General features: G+C 67.8%; 19 protein-coding genes and 1 pseudogene. 14 read left to right on the top strand and 6 right to left on the bottom strand.

The genetic code is table 11. The features are described 5' to 3' along the window. Positions 1 to 6: 6 nt before the first annotated feature. The 4 genes from C1876_RS10155 to C1876_RS10140 all read right to left on the bottom strand — a co-directional run bounded on the left by C1876_RS10155 (position 7) and on the right by C1876_RS10140 (position 2,069). A complete protein-coding gene (locus C1876_RS10155; RefSeq protein WP_114546614.1) occupies positions 7 to 432 on the bottom strand; it encodes a VOC family protein in 426 nt (141 codons plus the stop codon). A gap of 12 nt (positions 433 to 444) precedes the next feature. After that, complete coding sequence (locus C1876_RS10150; protein WP_114546613.1) at positions 445 to 855, bottom strand: VOC family protein; 411 nt, start codon at positions 853 to 855, stop codon at positions 445 to 447. A gap of 102 nt (positions 856 to 957) precedes the next feature. Beyond that, the gene (locus C1876_RS10145) at positions 958 to 1,587 is read right to left on the bottom strand and encodes a DUF3267 domain-containing protein (RefSeq protein WP_114546612.1); all 630 of its coding nucleotides are present in this window, start codon (positions 1,585 to 1,587) and stop codon (positions 958 to 960) included. A gap of 14 nt (positions 1,588 to 1,601) precedes the next feature. Then, entirely contained in the window at positions 1,602 to 2,069 is a 468-nt protein-coding gene (locus C1876_RS10140) for a UCP014422 family protein (protein ID WP_114546611.1), read from the bottom strand. Positions 2,070 to 2,245: 176 nt separating this feature from the next. Here C1876_RS10140 and C1876_RS10135 point away from each other — a divergent pair, with 176 nt between their 5' ends. The 5 genes and pseudogenes from C1876_RS10135 to C1876_RS18180 form a co-directional block, all read left to right on the top strand. Continuing rightward, positions 2,246 to 2,758, top strand: a complete 513-nt coding sequence (locus C1876_RS10135) for a helix-turn-helix domain-containing protein (RefSeq protein WP_114546610.1) — start codon at positions 2,246 to 2,248, stop codon at positions 2,756 to 2,758. After that, entirely contained in the window at positions 2,755 to 3,534 is a 780-nt protein-coding gene (locus C1876_RS10130) for an alpha/beta fold hydrolase (protein WP_114546609.1), read from the top strand. Before C1876_RS10135 ends, C1876_RS10130 begins: the two co-directional genes overlap by 4 nt. A gap of 28 nt (positions 3,535 to 3,562) precedes the next feature. Further along, positions 3,563 to 4,411, top strand: a complete 849-nt coding sequence (locus C1876_RS10125; protein ID WP_211309537.1) for a class I SAM-dependent methyltransferase — start codon at positions 3,563 to 3,565, stop codon at positions 4,409 to 4,411. A 76-nt stretch (positions 4,412 to 4,487) separates the two neighbouring features. Continuing rightward, a complete protein-coding gene (locus C1876_RS10120; RefSeq protein WP_114546643.1) occupies positions 4,488 to 5,105 on the top strand; it encodes a helix-turn-helix transcriptional regulator in 618 nt (205 codons plus the stop codon). Positions 5,106 to 5,247: 142 nt separating this feature from the next. Beyond that, positions 5,248 to 5,775 (top strand): annotated as a pseudogene (locus C1876_RS18180) (phosphatase PAP2 family protein); the annotation flags it as partial. A gap of 75 nt (positions 5,776 to 5,850) precedes the next feature. Here C1876_RS18180 and C1876_RS10110 read toward each other — a convergent pair. Continuing rightward, on the bottom strand, positions 5,851 to 6,756 hold the full coding sequence (locus tag C1876_RS10110; protein ID WP_114546608.1) for a radical SAM protein: 906 nt from the start codon (positions 6,754 to 6,756) through the stop codon (positions 5,851 to 5,853). Positions 6,757 to 6,859: 103 nt separating this feature from the next. After that, on the bottom strand, positions 6,860 to 8,665 hold the full coding sequence (locus C1876_RS10105; RefSeq protein WP_158544664.1) for an FAD-binding protein: 1,806 nt from the start codon (positions 8,663 to 8,665) through the stop codon (positions 6,860 to 6,862). A 208-nt stretch (positions 8,666 to 8,873) separates the two neighbouring features. Between C1876_RS10105 and C1876_RS17515 the strand changes: the two genes are divergently transcribed. From C1876_RS17515 to thiI, 9 genes are all read left to right on the top strand, one after another. Next, complete coding sequence (locus tag C1876_RS17515; RefSeq protein WP_158544663.1) at positions 8,874 to 9,587, top strand: LytR/AlgR family response regulator transcription factor; 714 nt, start codon at positions 8,874 to 8,876, stop codon at positions 9,585 to 9,587. Then, complete coding sequence (locus C1876_RS10095) at positions 9,584 to 10,915, top strand: sensor histidine kinase (protein ID WP_114546606.1); 1,332 nt, start codon at positions 9,584 to 9,586, stop codon at positions 10,913 to 10,915. The genes C1876_RS17515 and C1876_RS10095 overlap by 4 nt, the downstream gene beginning before the upstream one ends. Positions 10,916 to 11,047: 132 nt before the next feature. Continuing rightward, positions 11,048 to 11,851, top strand: a complete 804-nt coding sequence (locus C1876_RS10090; RefSeq protein ID WP_114546605.1) for a dihydroorotate dehydrogenase electron transfer subunit — start codon at positions 11,048 to 11,050, stop codon at positions 11,849 to 11,851. Further along, positions 11,851 to 12,804 (top strand): dihydroorotate dehydrogenase, encoded by a 954-nt coding sequence (locus C1876_RS10085; RefSeq protein ID WP_114546604.1) that lies wholly within the window; start codon positions 11,851 to 11,853, stop codon positions 12,802 to 12,804. Before C1876_RS10090 ends, C1876_RS10085 begins: the two co-directional genes overlap by 1 nt. Continuing rightward, positions 12,798 to 13,523 carry an orotidine-5'-phosphate decarboxylase gene (gene pyrF, locus C1876_RS10080; RefSeq protein WP_114546603.1) on the top strand — a complete coding sequence of 242 codons (726 nt, stop codon included), beginning with the start codon at positions 12,798 to 12,800 and terminating at the stop codon, positions 13,521 to 13,523. The genes C1876_RS10085 and pyrF overlap by 7 nt, the downstream gene beginning before the upstream one ends. A 198-nt stretch (positions 13,524 to 13,721) precedes the next feature. Next, a complete protein-coding gene (mihF, locus tag C1876_RS10075; protein WP_114546602.1) occupies positions 13,722 to 14,030 on the top strand; it encodes an integration host factor, actinobacterial type in 309 nt (102 codons plus the stop codon). Positions 14,031 to 14,038: 8 nt separating this feature from the next. After that, positions 14,039 to 14,611 (top strand): guanylate kinase, encoded by a 573-nt coding sequence (gene gmk, locus C1876_RS10070; RefSeq protein WP_114546601.1) that lies wholly within the window; start codon positions 14,039 to 14,041, stop codon positions 14,609 to 14,611. Between the two features lie 7 nt (positions 14,612 to 14,618). Further along, positions 14,619 to 14,879, top strand: coding sequence for a DNA-directed RNA polymerase subunit omega (locus tag C1876_RS10065; protein ID WP_114546600.1), 261 nt, complete (start codon positions 14,619 to 14,621; stop codon positions 14,877 to 14,879). A gap of 104 nt (positions 14,880 to 14,983) precedes the next feature. Further along, positions 14,984 to 16,201 (top strand): tRNA uracil 4-sulfurtransferase ThiI, encoded by a 1,218-nt coding sequence (gene thiI / locus C1876_RS10060; protein WP_114546599.1) that lies wholly within the window; start codon positions 14,984 to 14,986, stop codon positions 16,199 to 16,201. Positions 16,202 to 16,368 lie beyond the last annotated feature (167 nt).

The following is a 16,368-nucleotide window of genomic DNA, read 5'->3' as shown; positions in this document are numbered from 1 at the left end:
GACGCTCTAGAACGTCTTGCCGCTTTCGTGGGAGAGCTGCCACGTGACGCCGAAGCGGTCGGTGACCATGCCGAACAGCTCGCTCCAGAACGTTTCCTGCAGCGTCATCACCACCGTGCCGCCTTCCGAGAGCGCGGCGAAGCGCCGGCGCATCTCGTCCTTGTCGGTCGACGTCACCACCGGGCTGATGTTGGTGCCCTTCACGAGGGGCATGCCGGAAGGCACGTCGGAGAACATGAGGGTGACGCCGCCGATGGGCACGGCGCTGTACATGATGCGGTCCCGATCGGCCTCGTTCGCGGGTTGCTCGGGACCGTCCGGCACCTGTGCGAACGTCATGAGGCCCTGTACCTCGGAATCGAACACGTGCGCGTAGAAGTCGACCGCCTGCCGGCAGTCGCCGTCGAAGTTGATGAACAACGAAAATCCCATGATCGTTCCTTTCTAGTGCCAAACGAGTTGCCACGTGACGCCGAAGCGGTCGGTGAACCAGGTGCATTTCCGCAGGTCCATCACCGGCTCGGGGCCCATCATGACGCTGCCGTCCTCGGAGAGCTGTGCGAACAGCTCGTCGAACTGCTCTTCGGTATCGCAGGTGACGAACAGCGAGGTCGCCCAGCTGAACGCCGGGGCGGGGAAGGCGGCCTCCATGTCCATGAACAGCAGCGTCTGCCCGCCGAACGTCAGCATGCCGTTGAGCACGGTGCCCTCGTCGCCGTGCGGCTCGTCCTTGCCGAACAGCACGAGCGATTCGATGCGCGCGTCGGGCAGCGTTTCGGCGTAGAACTCCATGGCCGCGCGGGCCGTTCCGTTGAAGGTGAGAAACGTGCAAAGACGCTGTGCGGGTAGGTTCATGGCGCTGCCTCCTCGAAGTTGTGGGCGTGCGCCTATGATCCTCGAAACGGGGGAGCGCGCGGCGGGCAACGGCACGCTGCTACGCGCCCGTTGCCGAACCGCTCAGCGCACGAACGCCGCGAGACCGCATTCGTAGGGGTGGTCGAGGTAGAGCACGTCGGCGCCGTCGGGCTTGAAGCGCAGCATCTTGAGCACGATGGCCAGGTCGCCGCCGCCTCCCAGGATCATGAGCATCCCGATTCCCAACCAGAGGATGGACCCGGTGGCGTACGCGACGGCCACCGGCACGAGGCCGAGCACGATGGTGGGCGCGAGCGCGCCTGCGACGTAGGCGCGCCGGGACAGCGGCTCGTCGCACGTGCAGTACGGCGTGAGGTACTTCCAAATCACGCCGAACGAGACGGCCTTCCAATGCCGCTTCGCGCAGATGCCCCACGCCAGGCCGTGGATGAGCTCGTGCACGACGATGAGCGCGAGGAAGGCGAACAGTACGAGCAGCATCCCGAGGAGGTCGAACGTGCCGCCGCCTTCGGGGTGCAGCAGGAAGAACCCGATACCCAGCAGGATGTCGAGCGGCAGCGCGAGCGCGACGGCGCCGACGTTCGCCGCGATCACGCTGATGACGAGGGGGCGGTAGCGGTAGCCCTGCGCCTCGTAGGCGGCCCGCGTGCGCTCGAAGGCCTCCTTGCGCGCCTGCTCCGCTCCGGTCAGCTCCCGTTCCTGATCGGCCATGGCCTGCCCCCCCCCTACCCGCGCTTCGCAGCCGGCGGTTTGATCGAGCCGCGCTTCATCACCAGGTCGAGCGCGCGCAGCGCATCGTGCACCGCCTGCGCCGCCTCCTGTACGCGCGCCTCGTCAAGCCCCCGCGCCTCCACGACGTGCGCGACGGCCGCGGCGTAGTCGCGCTTGTGCGCCGCGTTGAGCTCGGTCCAGTTCACGCCCGCGAACCCGTCGGCCACCGCGCGGTCGAGCGGCAGCGCGCCCCGCTCCATGAGCACCGCGATGACGGGATAGCCCGCATAGCCCTGCCAGTACGTGGCGTTGTCATCGGAGGAATACGCCGTGCCGTCCTCGCTCCACGACACCGTGTACTCCTTCGCGCCGTTCGACGAGGTTACCGTCGCGCGCCGCTCGTCGGGATGCAGCGCCACGCGCCCGTCGGCGACGGCGCTCCATGCTTCGTAGACCTTCTCAAGGGGCGGTAGCTTCTCCATGGTCCTCCTCGTTTTCGTCATGACGGAGTCCATGTTCCCCTATCGAGGCCGCAAGCGCAAGGTTTGCCGGGCGCTTTGCCAACGCATCGACACCTTCGCTGCCGCCTCTCGCATCGGCCCATCTTGTATAGTCTAAAAACTTGGACTATGATGGGGAACCGTCGAGAAAGGAACTCATGGACACTGACAAGCTTCTGCTCAATCCCGCGCGCCTGCGCATCATGCAGTACCTGCGCCTGCACGGTCGCGTGCGCACATCGGATCTCGTGGCGTATCTGGACGACGTGCCGCGCGCAACGGTGTACCACCACGTGAAGCTGCTCGAGGAGCACGGCATGATCGCGGTGGTGGAAGAGCGTCCCGTGCGCGGGGTCGTCGAGAAGGTGTACGCGCTTGCGCACGCCGGCGGCGTGGACGAGGGGGACGTGACCGTCGCGCTTTCGACCGCCTTCCACGCGGGCCTCATGCGGCAGATGAACGACTACCTGGCGCGCGAAGACCACGATTGCGCCCGCGACCTCGTGTTCTTCAGCACAGCGGTGCTCAACCTCGACGACGCCGAGTACCGCGCGCTGCTCGACGAGCTGGCCGGCGTGCTGCGGCCCTACCTCGATCGCGCGCCCGCTGCGGGGCGCGCGCAACGCAGCCTCAGCCTGATATCGTCGCCGCCTGAAGGGGGCCGCGCATGAACTTCCACGAGTTCGGGCCCGAAGACGCCCCGTGCATCATCCTGATCCACGGCGGCGGCAACTGCTGGTGGAACTACCTGCGCCAGGCGCGCGCCCTGTCGGATCGGTACCGCGTGGTGCTGCCCACGATGGACGGTCACGGCGAGGAACGCGACGTTCCCTACGTGTCAACCGAGGCCACGGCCGACAAGTTGCTGGCCTATATCGACGAGCGGTGCGGCGGCAGCGTGTTCGCGCTCGGCGGCGTGTCGCTGGGCGGCCAGATCGTCATGGAGCTGCTGGCGCGCCGTCCCGACGTGGCCGAAAAGGCCATCATCGACGGCAGCCTGTGCATCCCGCAGCCGTTCATGGCCCGCTGCTGCACCGCGCTCGTGCGCACGTGCTGGGGCCTCATGTTCGGCGAGAAGGCGGCGCGGCGTCAGATCGAGGCCATGCCGAAGACGCTGCCGGCGAAGATGCTCTACCCCGACGAGCTCGTCGCCTGCTACCTCGAGGACATGCCGCGCCTGCCCAAGCAGACCATGGTGAGCATCTACGACACGTACATGCGCCGGTACCGGCTCAAGGACGGCGTGCGCGCCACGAAGGCCGAGGTGCAGTATTGGTACGGCGAGAAGGAGATGGAATGCGTGAAGAAGTCGGCCCGGCTCTTCCAGAGCTACGTGGGGTCGGCTACCCTTTACGAAGCGAAGGGCTACGACCACGGCTACCTGTCCATCTACCTGCCCGACGAGTGGCTCGCCCGCGCCGTGCCCTTCTTCGAACGCGAGGCCTGATGCCGGTTCCCGATCGAAAGCGATGCCGATGACGCTCTACGACGACCTGGCTTCCCTCATGAAGCCGCCCGAGCGCTACGCCGTCACCGGCGAGCCGTTCTGGGACGACGAGCATATCTCCTCCCAGATGCTCGCCGCCCATCTCGACCCCGCCTACGAGGGCGCGAGCAGGGCGCACGCGTTCATCGACCGCTCCGCCGCATGGATCGCCTCGGTTGCGCCGCCCGAAGGGCACCCGCGCCTGCTCGATGCGGGCTGCGGCCCCGGCCTGTACGCCGAGCGCCTCGCGCGGGCGGGCTACGCGGTCACCGGGGTGGAATTCTCGCGCCGCTCCATCGACTACGCGTCCCGCGCGGCCGCGCGTCAGGACCTCGCCATCGACTACCGCCTGCAGAACTACCTGGAGCTCGACGCGGGTGGGCCCTTCGACGCAGCCATCATGATCTACTGCGACTACGGCGCGCTGTCGACGGAGGACCGCCGCACCGTGCTGCGGAAGCTGTACGCGCACCTGAAGCCGGGCGGCCTGCTCGTGCTCGACGTCTTCTCGCCGTGCGCCTTCGACGCCTTCGCGGAAGGCCGGACCTGGGAAGACCATCCCGACGGCGGGTTCTGGCGGCCGGGCCCGCACCTCGAGGTGCAACGCCGCCTCAAGTACGGCGACGACGCCACGCTCGAGCAGATCGCCATCGTGGACGAGGCGGGAGCTGCTGCCTGCCATCTGTGGAACACGTACTTCGCGCCCGAGGCCCTCGCGCGCGAGCTGGAAGCGGCGGGCTTCGCCGTCGAGTCGCTGCACGGCGACGCGGCCGGCGCCCCCTACGCCGCCGACAGCCCCACCATCGCCGTCGTGGCCCGCGCCTGCCATCAGGCGTGATGGGCGACGACGCGAAACGTGTCTTGCCGCCACGGCGCGGGTCGGCCATCCTGAGAGCCGAAAGGAGGGCATGCCCGTGGAATTTCCGGAAAAGCTCAAGACGCTGCGCGCCGAGCGCGGCTTGACGCAGGAGCAGCTGGCCGCGCGCCTTTACGTGACGCGCACGGCCGTGTCGAAGTGGGAGACGGGCGGCGGCTCGCCGAACCTCGATTCGCTGCAGGCCCTCGCGCGCCTGTTCGACGTGTCGGTGGACGACCTCCTGTCAACCGACGACCTCATCGTGCTCGCCCGCGACGAGCGCCGTTCGACCGCGGCGAGCGGCGGCCTCTTGGCGTTCGGGCTGCTCGACGTGCTGGCCGTCCTGTTCGTCTTCCTCCCGCTGTACGGGGTTCGGGACGGATCGTTCGTGCGCATGGCGGGCCTCGTCGAGTATGGGTCGTCCGTCGGGTACGGCGTTTCGTTCGCCTGCATCGCCGTCGCCGTGGGCGCGCTCGTTGCCGTGGGCGTCGTGGAGCTCGTCTGCGCCCGGCACGATGCGGCGCGCATCGTGCGATCGGCGGCGTTCGCCGGATTCGCGGTGCAGGCTGCGGCCGTCGTCCTGCTCACGGCCGCCATGCAACCCTACGCCACGACGCTTCTGTTCGCGCTCCTCGTGGTGAAGGCCGTCATCGGCTATCGCATCCTGCGTTCGTAAGGCCCGGTCGGAGGCGGCGACACGCACCGTGTCGCCCTACGCGGGCACCGTGACGAACCGTCGCTTGCCCGCCGCCTCGGCGCATCGTTTCATGGCGGAAGGCGGTTGCCCGCACGGGTGCCGCGAACCCTGAAACGAAAGGATGCCGATGGATACCCCGATGACCTTCGCGGCCGGATGGCTCAACGACGTGTTCGCCCCCTTCGACCTCGCCGTGCTCGGAGCGCTGCATGCGCTTGCGGAAGGCGCCGGTTTCGCGCTCACCCCGCTGTTCGAGGCCGTGAGCTTCGTCGGCGAGAAGGGCGTGTGCTTTTTCGCGCTCGCGCTCGTGCTCATGCTGTTCAAGCGCACGCGGAAGGCGGGCGTCTGCGTGTTCGTCGCCCTCTGCCTGGGCGCGCTCGCCTCGAACGTCGTGCTCAAAGACCTCGTGGCCCGTCCGCGGCCGTTCGAAAGCTCGGCGCTCTACTTCGACTGGTGGCGGTTCGCCGGCGCGGCGCCCGAAGACGGCTTCTCGTTCCCCTCGGGCCACATGACCGCCGCGTCGGCCGCGACGGTGGTCCTCATGCTGGTCGCTCGCAGCCCGAAGGCCGTGCTCGGCGGCACGCTCGTCATCGCGGCCATGGGTACCGCGCGCTGCTACCTCGTGGCGCACTATCCCTCCGACGTGCTCGCCGCCCTCCTCGTCGGCGCCGCCGCAGCCGCCGCAGCCTACCTCCTCGTCGACGCCGCGTGGCGCCGGCTCGGCTCAGCACGCCTCCACGCGCGCGATGTACGTCGAAGGGTCGTCCGTGTGGGCCAGGTACCGGCCGAGGTCGTCGGTGTTGACGGAGCATACGCCGTCCAAGCGCGTGCGCGCGCCCAATCCCAGCCCCAGCACGTTCGCGCCGGCGTGCTCGAGAGCCAGGTAGCGCGACGCCTCGCCGGCGACGGCGAAGCGATGGGGCGCGTACTGGGTGAATCCCCGTGCGGTCAGCAGCGCGGTCGCGAACCCCAGCAGCTCCGCACGCATTTCGAGCCATGCCGCGCGCGCGGCATCGGAATCGCCGTCCCGCCTGTCGCCCCGTTCGAGCGGGAAGAGGGAGAGGTGGCGCGCTCCCCGCTTCAGCACGTGGTCGATGCTGCGCCGCAGCGACTCGCCCGTCTGCCCCTCGATACCCACCACCAGGTCGAACCCGAGACTGAGCGCCGAGGAGCCGAGCACGGTCATGGTGACGTCGAGCGCGGAGGGGTCGAGGAAGCGCCCGAGGCGCCGGTATTCGGCGGGGTTCGCCGTGGCGAAATCGAGGTTGAGGCGGCTCACCCCACCGCGGCGGCAGGCGTTGAGCGTCTCGACGCTCACCATGCCGGGATGCGCCGTGATCGTGATCTCCGCGTCGGGTGCGACGGGCATCAGGCGCGGTAGACGCTTGAGCAGGGCGCCCAAGGCGTCGTCGAACATGTGCGCCGCGATGCCGCCGCCCACCCACACGGCTTCGACGGGCGCATCCTGGAAGTCGGGCGCGCTCGCCTCGAGCTCCCGCTGCAGCGCGTCGGCGTACGCGTAGCGCAGCTGCGAGCCGCCCGCGTCGAGGGTGCGTCGGGTGCAGTACGCGCACGGCTTCGGGCAGAACGGCACGGACAGGTAGAGGATAAGCGGAGCGGGGGAGGTCATGGGTCGTTCCTGTCGATCGGGAAGCGGGAGGGGCGCGCCGGCAACGATGCCGCCCGAGAGGGGGAGGACGGTCGTTCCCGGCGCGAGGGAGGGGCGGTATGCGTTATGACAGCGTGGCCAGGTGCTCGCCCAGCAGCGCGCCGAACACGGTGGCGAACCCGATGCTGATGCCGTTCATGGGCGCCGTGTACTGCAGCGGGAAGCGCCCGCCCGAGGCGTTGCCGGTGGCGAACAGCCCTTCGATGGGCTCGAAGTTCTGATCGAGGCATTGCCCGTTTCCGTCGATGAACAGCCCGGCCAGGGTGACCAGCACGATGTTGGCGTTGCGCTGCAGCTTCTCGGCGTAGTACGGCGGCTCGCTGATGCGGAACATCATGTCGGCGGGCTTCGCGTAGTCCTCGTCCTTGCCGGCCGCGGCGTAGGCGTCGTACGTGGTCACCGCGTCGACGAAGTTCGCGGCCGCGTCGCCCTCGAAGCCCAGGTAGCCGGCCAGCTCCTCGAGCGTGTCGGCCGTCCACAGGCTGTCGTTCACGCCCGCGGCCCCCGCGTCGACGGCCGATTGCAGCGTCGTGGCGATGGCGTCCAGGGCGGCGTCGCTGATATCGCTCGCATTGAAGTGTCCGAGCGCCTGGCCCTGGGCGAACGCGCGCCAATGCCCGCCGTCCCACACCTGGATGATCGAGCTGTCGATGGGCTGGCGCGCGGATTGCACCCCGGCGACGAACGGCACGCCGAACGCCTCGTTGCAGTAGCGCTTCCCGTACTTGTTGATCCACAGGCCCGCCGCCGCGCCGAACGTGCCCATCGGCAGGGCCGACGTGCAGCCGCCCATGGCCGCGCGCGGTCCCAGCTCCATGACGCCGCCGGCCCAGATGCCCATCCTGATGCCGTAGCCGTCGCGACCGGACCCCAGCAGCTCGGTGTAGGGATTGGACTCCTGCACCTCGGTGCACAGGGCGTTGTACATATCGGAGTTCGCGCTGAAGTCGCCCGTGGCAAGCACCACGCCGATCTTCGCGTTGAACCGGTACATCGTCTCGCTCGCGTCGTCCTGCGCGATGACGCCGGTCACGGCACCGTTTTCCTTGACCAGGGTACGAGCGCTGTACCCGTAGAACGCTTGCGAGCCCGAGCTCGCCTTCAGGCCCGCGTCCACCGAGGCCGTGCAGAACGCCCCGGACGTCTCGAACGCGCCGGAGCCCAGGTTGATGACGGCGGGGTACGTCCAGAAGTAGCCCTTCTTGTACTGGTAGCTTCCATCGTCCACCAAACCGTTCACGCCCGTCACCGCGCTCAGATCGGGCTGCAGCTCCATCATCCAGTCCACCAGCTCGCCGTTGCGATGCGCGAACTGCTTGATGAGATCGGGGTTCGCCCGTCCGGCCGACTGCAGCTGGTAGCTGTCGATGAAGTCCACGGGGTCGAAGGTGCTCTTGGGAACGCCGAGCACCTCTTCCTGCCAGGTGGAGTTGAAGTGCCCGAGCTGGCCGCCGTAGGTTTCGAACGCGTCCTTCTGCTGCGTGTCGAGCACGATGCACGTCAGCCCCTGCTCGCACGCCATGCGGAAGCACTGCGAGCCCGCGTAGCCGGCTCCGACGATGACCACGTCGGCCTCGTAGGTGTCGGCCAGGTCGCTCTCGGCGATCTCGGGCGCTTCGCCCACCCAGCTGCGGCGCATCGAGTAGTAGACGGAATTCCCGTTCGCGTCGGTCTGCAGCACCGCGTCGCTTCCCGTCGCGGCCTGCGCGGCCGTCCCGGCCGTCTGCTCGGTTTCGGCCTGCGCGCTGCTGCCCGGCGCGCAGCCGGTCAAACCGGCTCCCACCGCCGCCGTTCCGGCCATGGCCGCTCCCATGAGGAACGATCGACGGGAGAACGCCGTTCCCTTCCCCTTTGACGTGTTGATGCTCATGGCAATCCCTTCTCTTGTGTGCGTGCTTGCCCTCGCGTCCGCATTCTGCTTCCGGGACGGGTGGGCGGCAAGGGAGGCGGAATACTTGGCCTTGAGCGGCAACCGTTTGGGCGCAGGGAGCGCCGCCGGACTTGCTATACTTCCATCGGGCCCGCGCGCTGCGGCGACGGGCCGTTCGATCGGAGCGAACGGGCGAGGGGAGGCTGCTGTGGAACGCGTGCGGGTCTGCATCGTCGAGGACGACGAGCGCGATGCTGCGCGCCTGCGCGCCGCGCTGGAAACCTTCGCGCGCGAGTCGGGCGTGGCCTTCGAGGTCGACGAGCGCCGCGACGGCGCCGATCTCGTCGCAAGCTACCGGGCCGATGTCGACGTGCTGTTCCTCGACATCGAGATGGATCGTCTCGACGGCATGGAGACGGCGCGACTCGTCCGCGAAACCGACCAGGACGTCGTCATATTCTTCGTCACGAACATGATCCAGTACGCCTTGGAGGGCTATACGGTGAACGCGTCGGGCTACATCGTCAAGCCGATCAAGTACCCGCAGTTCAAGAAGCACCTGCAGCGCACGCTGCTCGCGCTCGAGCGACGGCAGGTGCGCCTCGTCCCCCTGCGCAACGGGCGCGAGCGCGCCTACGTCAACAGCGCCAAGATCGTCTACGTGGAAACATCGCGCAAGCGCTCGCTCGTGCATACCGACACCGACGACATCCCGTGCAGCGAGGCCCTGCAGGCGGTGGAGAAGAGGCTCGACGCGAGCCAGTTCTTCCGCGTGCACGCGTCGTTCCTCGTGAACCTGGCCTACGTCGACGCGGTCACGGCGAAGGACGTCGTCGTGCGCGGGGTCGCCATCCCCGTGAGCAAGCATCGCAAGCGCTTCTTCATGCAGGCGCTCGCCGACTACAAGGGGCGTTCGCTGTGATCACCGACTACCTGATCGACACGACCGATCTCATCTGGCAGGTGCCGTGCCTGCTCGAGTGCGCGCTGTTCTTCGCCTTCGCGTCCAAGCTCGAGGCGCGCCGGCGCTTCGACGGGCGCACGGCCGCCCTCGCGGCGCTGCTCGCGGCCTACCAGATGCTCGTCACGCTGCTGCATCAGCGGTTCTACCTCGACTACGTCCTGTGCGCCGCCGGCTTCTTCGCCTACCTGTGCCTCACGAAGCGCTCGAGCAAGCAGCAGAACCTCTACGTCAGCTGCGTGTTCCTGCTGTGCATCGAGGCGGGTAAGATCGTCGCCATCGACCTGCTCATGCAGCCCTTCGTCGGCGCGCTTCCCGTCGGAGCCCCGCTTGCCGTCACGGCGGTGAACTTCGCGCTCACCTTCGCCGTCTCGGCACTCGTGGCCTTCGTCGTGGGGCGGTTCCTCTTCGAAAGCGGCGCCGAGAACCTGTCATGGCCGCAGTGCCTGTCCATCCTGCTCCCGCTCGTGCCGTTCATGTTCCTGCGCTCGCAGAACTACGCTTACGAGATGACCGGCGGCACGCTGTACCAGGACATGGTGCTCACGCTGCTCATGCTGCTGGGATGCACCATCGTCATGATCGTCGTGAACGCCAAGAACCTGTCCTCGGTCGTCAAGCGCGCGGAGCTCTTGCAGATGGAGGCGCTCATCCAGGAGCAGCACCGGCATTACGCGACGAAGAAGAGCGCCGCCGACGCCGTCAGACGGCAGTACCACGACTTGAAGCATTACCTGGGAACGCTCGAATCGAGCCAAGACGTCAAGCAGGTGCGCGCGTTCGTCGACGGGATGAACCGCAGCATCGTGCCCTACGAGACGTTCGTCGAGACGGGCAACGAGGCCGTGGACATCATGCTGGCCGAGAAGGCCGCGTGGTGCCAGCGCGAGCGCATCCGACTCGTGCCCTTCGTCGATGCGAGCCGGCTCGGCTTCATGAGCAGCTTCGATCTGTGCGCCCTGTTCGGCAACGCGCTCGACAACGCGATCGAGGCCACCGTGCCGCTCGAAGACGACGCGCTGCGGGAAATCCTGATCGAGGTGTCGAACGACCGCGGGTTCGTCCTCGTGCGCGTGTCGAACAACTACGACGGCGAGCGTCTCGGCAAGGAGCGCTGGCTCGCCACGACGAAAAAGCAGCGCGATCGGCACGGGTTCGGCATGGAGAGCATCGCGTCTATCGCCGAGAAGCGCGGCGGGGCGATGAGCTACGAAGCCCGGGACGGCTCGTTCTCCCTGAACGTGGTCATTCCCCTGCCCGCGTGCCCGACGGACGCGCCGAGCGCCTGATTTCTGTCTTTTCTCGCGCATTCGCGCAAGGTGCAGGCCCTCTCAGCAGCGGTGATGCTACAATCAGCGCCGAAGAGACACGCATGCCGCCGCCGACGACGCGGCGGCTTCGACGAGAGGGAAGGTACGTACGTGGCGCATGTCAACGAACGGGCGCGCATCCTCGGCAACGCGAAGGTTGGCCCGAACCTCTACCTCATGACGCTCGAGGCGCCCGACATCGCGGTGTCCATCGAGCCGGGGCAGTTCGTGCATATGAAGGTGCCGGGCATGGAGGCGCACATCCTGCGCCGCCCGTTCTCGGTGTACGCGCGCGACGCCGCCGCGGGCACGCTCGAGATCCTGTATCAGGCGGTGGGCTTCGGCAGCGCGCACATGACGGGCCTCGAGGCCGACGGCCCGTTTGCCGGCGAGGCCGAGCTCATCGGGCCGGTGGGGAACACCTGGCATCCGGCGGGCGCCCGCCGCGCGCTGCTCGTGGGCGGCGGCGTGGGCGCGGCGCCGCTGTTCATGCTGACCGAGTCGCTCGTCGCGGCCGGCGTGCGCACCGACGTGGTGCTGGGCGCGCAAACCGAGGCCGCCCTCACGTGCCGCGCGCGCTACGAGGCGCTGCTGGCCGCGCCGCCGCGCTGCGCGACCGACGACGGCAGCTTCGGCCGCGAGGGCTTCTGCACGACGCTTGTCGAAGAGGCGCTCGCCGAGGCGGCGGACGCGGGGGAGCCGTACGACTACCTGGCCGTATGCGGCCCCGAGCCCCTCATGAAGATCGTGGCGCGCATGGCGGCGGACGCGGGCGTGCCCTGCGAGGTGTCCATGGAGAAGCGCATGGCGTGCGGCGTGGGCGCCTGCCTGTCGTGCGTGGTGGACACGGTGGACGGCAAACTGCGGGCCTGCGTCGACGGCCCCGTGTTCGATGCGGCGAAGGTGGTGTGGTAATGGCTGGAATCGAGAACGCGCTGCCGCTCACGACGGCGCCGACGAACGTGGCGCTCGCCGTCAACCTGGGCGGCCTCGCCATGAAGAACCCCGTGACGGTGGCGTCGGGCACGTTCGCCGCCGGGCGCGAGTACGGCGACTTCGTGGACGTGGAAAGCCTGGGCGCGGTCACCACGAAGGGGGTGTCTTTGCACGGCTGGGAGGGCAACGCGAGCCCCCGCATCGCCGAGACGCCCTCGGGCATGCTCAACTCCATCGGCCTGCAGAACCCCGGCGTCGCGCACCTTAAACAGGTCGACCTGCCGTGGCTGCAGGAGCGCGACGCGACGGTCATCGTGAACGTGTCGGGCCACAGCTTCGACGAGTACGTGCAGGTCATCGAAGCGCTCGAGGACGCGCCGGTGGACGCCTACGAAGTGAACATCTCGTGCCCGAACGTGGACGCGGGCGGCATGACCATCGGCACGTGCACCGATAGCGTCGAGGCCGTCGTGTCCCGCTGCCGCGCCGCCACGAAGCGCCCGCTCATCGTGAAGCTCACGCCGAACGTCACCGACGTCACCGAGATCGCCCGCGCCGCGGTGTCCGCCGGCGCCGACGCGCTGTCGCTCATCAACACGCTGATGGGCATGGCCATCGACGCGGAGCGTCGCCGTCCGCAGCTCGCGCGCGGCGTGGGCGGCCTGTCGGGCCCGGCCGTGAAGCCGGTGGCGCTGCGCATGGTGTGGGAGTGCCACAAGGCGGTGGACGTGCCGCTGCTCGGCATGGGCGGCATCTCGAATGCGGTCGACGCCGTCGAGTTCATGCTGGCCGGAGCCACAGCGGTGGCCGTCGGCACCGCGAATTTCGTGAATCCGCACGCCACGGTTGAAATCATCGACGGAATAGCGCAGTATTGCGAAAGGCACGGCATCGACGACGTGCAGGATCTGATAGGAGCGTTGGAATGGTGAGTTCGTTCGAAGAGGTGCCCGCGCGCGACCGCGTGATCGTGGCGCTCGATTGCGGCATCGAGGAGGCCTTCGACCTCGCGGACCAGCTGCAGGGCAAGGCGACGTGGATGAAGGTGGGCATGACGCTGTTCTACGCGAACGGCCCGGCCATCGTGTACGCCCTCAAGGAGCGCGGCTTCAAGGTGTTCCTCGACCTCAAGTTCCACGACATCCCGCATCAGGTGGAGGGCGCCGCGTACGCCGCCGCCGGGAGCGGGGCCGACATGCTGACCATGCACACCGTGGGCGGCGTCGACATGATGGCGGCAGCGCAGAAGGGCGCCGAACGGGCGGCGGCCGAGTACGGCCATCCCGCGCCGGCGACGCTCGGCATCACGGTGCTCACCAGCATGAACGACGCGGCGCTTGCCGAGACGGGCGTGAGCCGCGCCATGGCCGACCAGGTGGTCGTGCTGGCCGAGCAGGCGAAACGCGCCGGCATCTCGGGCGTGGTGGCCTCGCCGCAGGAAGCCGCGCGCCTGCGCGAGATCCTCGGGCCCGACGCCTACATCGTCACGCCGGGCGTGCGTCCCGCCGGCAGCGACAAGGGCGATCAGAGCCGCGTCGCCACGCCGGCGCAGGCGTTCGAGAACGGCGCCTCGCACATCGTCATCGGACGTCCCATCACGCAGGCGGCCGATCCGGCGGCGGCGTTTGCGGCCATCATCGCCGAGCTATAGCGCCCCTGCGTCGACGCTATGCGCCCAACCTGGTAAAATGACGATTAGGCGACGAAACATCGACAAAGGTGCCAACAGCTTCTAGAATGTGTGACCGCGCGCTGAAATTTTTGCAATTTGTGGTAAAAGACAAGGTGAAGTGGGCGAATGCGTGATAGTATCACGACATCGCTTTTGGAACAGAAGGAGAGAAACACGATGGCTATTCCTCAACTCAGCCCTGAAGAGCGCCAGGCCGCTTTGGAGAAGGCGAAGGCGGCTCGCATCAAGCGCGCCGAGGTTCGCGACGAACTGAAGTCCGGCAAGCTCACGCTTGAGAAGGTTCTCGAAATGAAGAACGATCCGGTTGTGGGCCGCATGAAGGTGTCCACCCTCATCGAGACGCTTCCCGGCTATGGCAAGGCCAAGGCTGAGAAGATCATGAAGGAACTCCAGATCGCCGAGAGCCGCCGCCTGCGCGGTCTGGGCGAGCGTCAGCAGACCGCTCTGCTGGAGCGCTTGGGCTAATCGCATCCATGCGCCACGGCAATCTGTTCGTCATTTCAGGGCCATCGGGTGCCGGCAAAGGCACGCTGGTGGCCCGACTTGTGCATGAGGTGCCCGACGCCTGGGTATCCATGTCGGTGACCACGCGCGCGCCGCGCGAGGGCGAGGTGGACGGCGTCCACTACCGCTTCGCCTCTTCGGAGGAGTTCCAGCAGCTCGTCGACAGCGACGGCCTGTTGGAATGGGCGACGTACGGGGGAAACTGCTACGGCACGCCCCGCGCGCTCGTCGAGGAGCACATCGCCCGCGGCGACCAGGTCATCCTCGAGATCGACGTGCAGGGAGGGTTCCAGGTTCGCAGCAAGTTCCCCGCGGCGCACCTCGTGTTCATCGAACCGCCCTCGCTCGACGTGCTCGAAGCGCGCCTGCGCGGCCGCGGCACCGAGTCCGACGAGGCCATCGCTACGCGCATGGAAACAGCGCGGGTGGAGCTTTCCCGCAAAATGGAGTATGATATACGGCTGGTAAACGACGATTTGGACGAAGCCGCCGAAGCATTGGTGGGCTACGTGAACGAACAAGCCGAGAAAATACGAGGTTAACACGCATATGAGCATTATCGAACCGAAGATCGACGTCCTGCTGAACGAGACCGACAACGATCGTTTCCTGCTGTGCGCACTCGCTTCGAAGCGCGCCCACGACATCAACGACATGATGCGCGGCCAGCGCGATCGCGCCATCCAGCTGCAGACGGCCGTGGAAATCGCCCGCGCCGCCGACAAGAAGCCGCTGTCGCTCGCCTTCAACGAAGTCGCGCGCGGCGAAGTGTCGTTCGACCCGACGTCCATCGACGTCAAGAACCACTAAAGGTCGCCGTTCTCGCACGGTGAACCCGGTAGACAATGAAAAGCCGCGCACGGATTCGTCCCGGCGCGGCTTTTGCTGTTCGTCCCTCTTCACGTTAGGCCATCATGACTGAATTCCAACGCATCTGCCTCGTCCATTACCACGAGATCGGGCTCAAGGGCCACAATCGCTCGACGTTCGAGATGAGGCTGCTCAAGAACCTCGAAGCGCTGCTCAAGCCCTATCCGGTGGTGACGATCCACCGCATCGCAGGCCGCCTGTGCGTGTTTTTGCGCGAGGGCACCGCATGGGAGACGGCGAAGGAGGCGGCCGACCTCATCGGCAAGGTGCCGGGCGTGGCGCGCGTGTCGTGCGGCTTCAAATGCGAGCGCGACCTCGACGTCATGACGGAGGCGGCCGTCGCCGCCATGGCCGAGGCGGGCGACTTCGACTCGTTCAAGGTGGCGGCGCGCCGCAACCACACCGACTTCGCCACGGGCTCGATGGACATGAACCAGATCATCGGCTCGGCGCTGTGCGCGGCCTACCCCGACAAAACCGTGAAGATGAAGAAGCCCGACCTCACGGTGGGCGTCGAAGTGGTGCAGAACGCGTCGTACGTGTACGCGCGCTCGCTGCCGGGCGTGGGCGGGCTGCCGGTGGGCAGCTCAGGCGTCGTCATGAGCCTGCTGTCGTCGGGCATCGACTCCCCGGTTGCCACGTGGAAGCTCGCGCGGCGCGGCGCGGTGTGCATCGGCGTGCACTTCTCCGGCCGGCCGCAAACCTCGGACGCGAGCGAGTATCTCGTGGACGACATCGCGCGCGTGCTCGAGCGCACGGGCTGCATCGGGCGCGTGTACACGGTGCCGTTCGGCGACTACCAGCGCGAGATCGCGCTGATCGTGCCGCCCGAGCTGCGCGTCATCATGTACCGCCGTCTCATGTTCAAGGTGGCCGAGGAGCTGGGTCGCCGCGAGCGCGCCGGCGCGCTCGTCACGGGCGAGAGCCTGGGGCAGGTGGCCTCGCAGACGCTCGACAACATCCGCTGCACCGACGCGGCGGTGGACATGCCCATCTTCCGCCCGCTCATCGGCACCGACAAGCTGGAGATCATCGCGGACGCCGAGCGTTTGGGCTCGTTCGAGATCTCGTCGCAGGATGCGCCCGACTGCTGCACGCTGTTCATGCCGCGCAGCCCCGAGACGCACGCGAAGCTGCCGATGGTGCTGGAAGCCGAGGCGGCTCTGCCCATCGAACGGTGGGTGACCGAGATCGCCGACTCCGCCGAGATCCGCGACTACGCGTGCCCGGCGTACAAGCCGAAGAAGAAGCGCACCGCCTAGCGGGCGGTTGGCGCGGCCCGCCGCGCGCGATCAAGCTGGCTCATGCGAAGCGGCGTCCGAGAGGGCGCCGTTTTTTTGAGCTTCGGGGCGGGGCGCTGGGGCGCGGTGCGCGCTTGGGCGGGACGCTCGGCGCGCGCTGGATTCGCGTTGGATTCGGGGGTGGAGCG

Source organism: Eggerthella sinensis (genome assembly GCF_003339815.1).
GTDB classification, from domain to species: domain Bacteria; phylum Actinomycetota; class Coriobacteriia; order Coriobacteriales; family Eggerthellaceae; genus Eggerthella; species Eggerthella sinensis.
This window is presented reverse-complemented; position numbering and strand designations above follow the sequence as displayed.

Excerpts from the sequence above, each read along its gene's own strand:
- C1876_RS10155 (WP_114546614.1), bottom strand. The coding sequence starts at position 432 with ATGGGATTTTCGTTGTTCATCAACTTCGACGGCGACTGCCGGCAGGCG.
- C1876_RS10150 (WP_114546613.1), bottom strand. The coding sequence starts at position 855 with ATGAACCTACCCGCACAGCGTCTTTGCACGTTTCTCACCTTCAACGGA.
- C1876_RS10145 (WP_114546612.1), bottom strand. The coding sequence starts at position 1,587 with ATGGCCGATCAGGAACGGGAGCTGACCGGAGCGGAGCAGGCGCGCAAG.
- C1876_RS10140 (WP_114546611.1), bottom strand. The coding sequence starts at position 2,069 with ATGGAGAAGCTACCGCCCCTTGAGAAGGTCTACGAAGCATGGAGCGCC.
- C1876_RS10135 (WP_114546610.1), top strand. The coding sequence starts at position 2,246 with ATGGACACTGACAAGCTTCTGCTCAATCCCGCGCGCCTGCGCATCATG.
- C1876_RS10130 (WP_114546609.1), top strand. The coding sequence starts at position 2,755 with ATGAACTTCCACGAGTTCGGGCCCGAAGACGCCCCGTGCATCATCCTG.
- C1876_RS10125 (WP_211309537.1), top strand. The coding sequence starts at position 3,563 with ATGACGCTCTACGACGACCTGGCTTCCCTCATGAAGCCGCCCGAGCGC.
- C1876_RS10110 (WP_114546608.1), bottom strand. The coding sequence starts at position 6,756 with ATGACCTCCCCCGCTCCGCTTATCCTCTACCTGTCCGTGCCGTTCTGC.
- C1876_RS10105 (WP_158544664.1), bottom strand. The coding sequence starts at position 8,665 with ATGAGCATCAACACGTCAAAGGGGAAGGGAACGGCGTTCTCCCGTCGA.
- C1876_RS10085 (WP_114546604.1), top strand. The coding sequence starts at position 11,851 with ATGGCTGGAATCGAGAACGCGCTGCCGCTCACGACGGCGCCGACGAAC.
- pyrF (WP_114546603.1), top strand. The coding sequence starts at position 12,798 with ATGGTGAGTTCGTTCGAAGAGGTGCCCGCGCGCGACCGCGTGATCGTG.
- mihF (WP_114546602.1), top strand. The coding sequence starts at position 13,722 with ATGGCTATTCCTCAACTCAGCCCTGAAGAGCGCCAGGCCGCTTTGGAG.
- gmk (WP_114546601.1), top strand. The coding sequence starts at position 14,039 with ATGCGCCACGGCAATCTGTTCGTCATTTCAGGGCCATCGGGTGCCGGC.
- C1876_RS10065 (WP_114546600.1), top strand. The coding sequence starts at position 14,619 with ATGAGCATTATCGAACCGAAGATCGACGTCCTGCTGAACGAGACCGAC.
- thiI (WP_114546599.1), top strand. The coding sequence starts at position 14,984 with ATGACTGAATTCCAACGCATCTGCCTCGTCCATTACCACGAGATCGGG.